The following is a 4,197-nucleotide window of genomic DNA, read 5'->3' as shown; positions in this document are numbered from 1 at the left end:
TCTCCTAATATAAATATTTTAAATTAAATATTTGCTATTAAGAGAATTTACACAAAATAATCTACGCTTCCGAATATTTTGATTCGGTATAATAAAAACTGAATTATTAAACGATTTAGATTATTCAGAAATTACTTTTGAAGAATTAAATATTAAAATAAAAGAATATGTTGATTGATATAATGAAGAGAGAATTCAATCAAATTTAGAATGAAAAACACCACAGCAAACTGCTATGATGTTATAATTTATAAAAATGTTAATTTTTTGTGTCCATGTTTAAGATGTATTTTTTATTTATTAGTTTTAAATGAAATAGAAAGTGAGAAATTATGAGTTCATATCAAAAAATTAAAGATTTATGTGAGCAAAATAATTGAGAATTATCTTTATTTGAAAGATATTTCAAATTAATAGAGCATTATAATAGTTTTATGAATTTAACAGGTTTTAAAGGTGAAAGACTTTGAGAAGAAGGTATTTTAGAGTCATTAATGTTTATGTTAGAAATAACAAAAAATAAAGAAAATATTAGTATTTTAGATATAGGAGCAGGTGCAGGTTTTCCATCGATTCCTTATATTTTAACAAAACCAACAAACAAAATAACTATATATGAACCGATTCAAAAAAGAGTTGATTTTTTGAATATAGTTATAGAACAACTTGACTTAAGTGACTATGTTTCTGTGTTTAGAACAAGGTCAGAAGAAGTAAAAGAAAAAAATCTATTTGATATTGTTACAGCAAGAGCAGTTGCTGATGTAAGAAGTCTTTTAATGTCAAGTTTTCATTTAGTAAAAGTTAAAGGATCAATGATTTTATTAAAAAGCAATCAACTAAAAAGTGAATTAACACAAGCGCAAGATGTATTAGCAAAATTAGATTATAATTTAAAAATACAAGAATTATCACAAACTTCTTCTACAAGAAATAATTTTATTTTATATATTGAAAAACAAAGAAGTACGAATTCGGAGTTTCCATTTGCATGAAAAAATATTAAATCTAAAAAGTAAGTTATGGTATAATATACCATATTGCCCGAGTGGTGAAATTGGCAGACACGCTAGACTAAGGATCTAGTGGAGCAATCCGTGCAGGTTCAAGTCCTGTCTTGGGCACCATTAATATTTTGTAATTGGAACAGTACTCAAGAGGCTGAAGAGGCGGTCCTGCTAAGACTGTAGGGGAGGCAACTCCCGCGGAGGTTCAAATCCTCTCTGTTCCGCCATTTATATATAAGTCTAAAAACAGTTTGAAAACTGTTTTTTATTTATTTTTTATAAAACAAAGTGAATATAAAGCATACATAAGCAAAATATGATAAAATTAAAACACTATGGAAAACACAATGTATAATTCATTACTTCAAATAAAAAAGAAATATGAAGAATTAGAACAATCACTTAATACACAAGAAATTATTTCAGATATTCAAAAATATAACAAAATTAACAAGGAACTTAATTCGATTAGTGAAATAGTTGAAACATTTAATAAATATTTATCAGCAGAGAGTAATTTCAAATCAGCCAAGGAATTGCTTAGTATTGAAAAAGATGAAGAACTTTTAAGTTTAGCAAAACAAGAAATTGCAGATTCTCAAAATTTAATGGAAAAACTTACATCAGAATTAAAGATTTTAATTCTACCAAAAGATGAAAATGATGATAAAGATGTTATTGTTGAAATAAGGGGAGCAGCTGGTGGTGATGAGGCCAATATTTTTGCAGGTGATTTATATAGAATGTACTCAAAATGATGTTCTCAAAACAGCATGCAAACAACATTATTAAATGCAACACCAGCCGAAGCAGGTGGTTTTACTTTAATCACATTTTCAGTAAAAGGTGACAAACCTTATTCTAAGTTAAAATTTGAATCTGGGGTTCATAGGGTACAAAGAATACCAGTTACCGAAACAAAAGGTCGTGTTCACACTTCAACATCAACAGTTACAGTGATGCCTGAAATTGATGATGATATAGAAATAGAAGTAAAACAAGAAGATATTAGAATAGATGTTTTTAGATCAAGTGGTAATGGTGGTCAATCTGTTAATACAACAGATTCAGCAGTTAGAATTACTCATTTTCCAACTGGAATAGTTGTTTCTTGTCAAGAAGGAAAAAGTCAAATACAAAATAAAGAAATAGCAATGCGTATTTTAAAATCAAAATTATATGATATTGAATTACAAAAAAAACAACAAGAAGAATCAGGTTATAGAAAATTAGCTGGTTCTGGTGCAAGAGCAGAAAAAATCAGAACATATAACTATCCACAAGATCGTGTTACTGATCACAGAATATCACATTCAACTTCATTATCACCAGTTATGGAAGGAAAATTAAATTCTATAATTGATGCATTATTAACAGAAGAACAAAATGAAAAAATTAAAGAAGCAGGAATTTAGTGCCGACAAAAGAAGATTTAATTCTTGAAAAAAGAAGATATGGTCTAGTACAAGAAGTTACAAATAATGAACTAAAACTTTTAGAAAAAGGTATGCCAGTTCAAAAAATTATTGGCTATGTTGATTTGGCTAATGTTAGTATAGATGTATCGAAAAATGTTCTTATACCAAGATATGAAACTGAAGAATTAATTTTGTTAGTTTTACAAGAAAACAAAGATGAAAATCTCAAAATATTAGATTTATGTTGTGGTTCTGGTTTTATAGGCATTGCTTTAAAAAAACATAAACAAAATTGAAATGTTACTATGAGCGATATTTCATTAGATGCAATTGAACAATCAAAAATAAATATATTTAAAAACAATGTTAATATTAATATTATACAAAGTGATTTATTTAAAAATATCAAAGATAAATTTGATATTATAGTGTGCAATCCTCCTTATATTTCACATAATGAAGAATTAAGTAGTTCTGTTTTAAATTATGAACCACATACCGCTCTTTTTGCTAACGATAATGGTTTATGGTTTTACAAAGAAATAATAAAAAACGCAAGAAATTTTTTGAATGATCGTGGAAAAATTTATTTTGAAATAAATCCATTGCATATGGAATGATGAAAAGAGATGCAAAAAGAATATAATATTGTTATTCATAAGGATATTTCTCAAAAAAATCGAATGGTAGTTTTTAGATATGAATAAAAATGATAAACAAAATTTTCATAAACTATCAACAATACAAAAATATCTTAACGCAACAATAAATATAGGTTTATGAAAATCTGAAAGTTATATTATTAAAAGTATTTTACCGAATAAAAATTCTAAAATTTTGGATTTAGGTTGCGGAACCGGAAGAACTTCATTTGGTCTTTATAATTTAGGTTATCAAAACATCACTGCTATTGATATATCTTCAACAATGATTGAAACAGCTAAAAAAATAAATTCAACTATTTTTAAAACTAATATAGATTTTAAGAGATGTGATGCTTCTTGTTTACCTTATAATGATTTGTCTTTTGATTTTGCTTTCTTTTCATTTAATGGTTTTCCCGGGATTCCTTCCCATAAATCTAGAATAAAGGTTTTACAAGAAATTTATAGAGTTTTAAAGAAGAATTCTTATTTTATTTTTACAGCACACAAAAGAGATGAAGTTCAATACCAAAGAAGAAAATTTTTAAATCTAAAAAATTGTGAAAAAGAATTTAAGTTGGAACAAAACGGTGATTATATTTATATTAACAGTGAAGGTAATTGCGACTTTATGCATTTATTTTCAGAAACAGAATTAAAAACATTTATAACAAAATATTCTAAATTTAAAGTTATCAAAATAGTAGATAGAGATCAGAATTTTTTAGAAAGCAAAGATGTTTTAGAGTTTTCAGATAATACTTTCTTTTTAATTTTAAAAAAATAAAACCAATTTATAAAATTTGGTTTTTTAATTATTTTTTTACTAAAAGTTATAATTTTGAGACTTCAATAATAGTCTTTTTGTCGTTGTTTTTATGTTTTTCGATTACTTTAAATGCAAATTTTTCACCTGAGTTTCCCAGTTGTAAATAAATAAAAATGTTTAGACCTACTGTGTAGGCCTAAACATTTTTTTAATTAAAATTTGCTATATATTTTTAATAAATGCTTGTATATTACTATATAAATCTCATGATTCATAAAATGAATTATTATCAATTTTTTCTTTTTTAATTATTTTATTTGTAGTTAAATCTGTTGTTGCAATAAAGTTTAAATCTTTAA

At 25.5% G+C, this 4,197-nt stretch carries 5 protein-coding genes and 2 tRNA genes; all 7 read left to right on the top strand.

Annotated elements, in window-relative coordinates; translation table 4 throughout:
- Positions 1–31: 31 nt before the first annotated feature.
- The gene (locus BU00_RS04815) at positions 32–247 is read left to right on the top strand and encodes an IS3 family transposase (protein ID WP_036458996.1); all 216 of its coding nucleotides are present in this window, start codon (positions 32–34) and stop codon (positions 245–247) included.
- An 85-nt stretch (positions 248–332) separates the two neighbouring features.
- Positions 333–1,019 carry a 16S rRNA (guanine(527)-N(7))-methyltransferase RsmG gene (gene rsmG, locus BU00_RS0104060; protein WP_342665350.1) on the top strand — a complete coding sequence of 229 codons (687 nt, stop codon included), beginning with the start codon at positions 333–335 and terminating at the stop codon, positions 1,017–1,019.
- A 23-nt stretch (positions 1,020–1,042) separates the two neighbouring features.
- A tRNA-Leu gene (locus tag BU00_RS0104055) sits at positions 1,043–1,127 on the top strand.
- A 16-nt stretch (positions 1,128–1,143) separates the two neighbouring features.
- Positions 1,144–1,234 (top strand) — tRNA-Ser (locus tag BU00_RS0104050).
- 108 nt (positions 1,235–1,342) lie between these two features.
- On the top strand, positions 1,343–2,422 hold the full coding sequence (gene prfA / locus BU00_RS0104045; RefSeq protein WP_027121570.1) for a peptide chain release factor 1: 1,080 nt from the start codon (positions 1,343–1,345) through the stop codon (positions 2,420–2,422).
- Positions 2,422–3,132: a peptide chain release factor N(5)-glutamine methyltransferase gene (gene prmC / locus BU00_RS0104040; protein WP_027121569.1), complete on the top strand. Its 711-nt coding sequence runs from the start codon at positions 2,422–2,424 to the stop codon at positions 3,130–3,132. The genes prfA and prmC overlap by 1 nt, the downstream gene beginning before the upstream one ends.
- Entirely contained in the window at positions 3,125–3,856 is a 732-nt protein-coding gene (locus tag BU00_RS0104035; protein WP_027121568.1) for a class I SAM-dependent methyltransferase, read from the top strand. Before prmC ends, BU00_RS0104035 begins: the two co-directional genes overlap by 8 nt.
- Positions 3,857–4,197: the final 341 nt, after the last annotated feature.

The sequence above is a fragment of the Mycoplasma leonicaptivi ATCC 49890 genome (genome assembly GCF_000622205.1).
Classification (GTDB): domain Bacteria; phylum Bacillota_I; class Bacilli_A; order Mycoplasmatales; family Metamycoplasmataceae; genus Mycoplasmopsis; species Mycoplasmopsis leonicaptivi.
The sequence above is the reverse complement of the archived record's forward strand: the minus strand, read 5'-3'. Positions and strand labels throughout refer to the sequence as shown.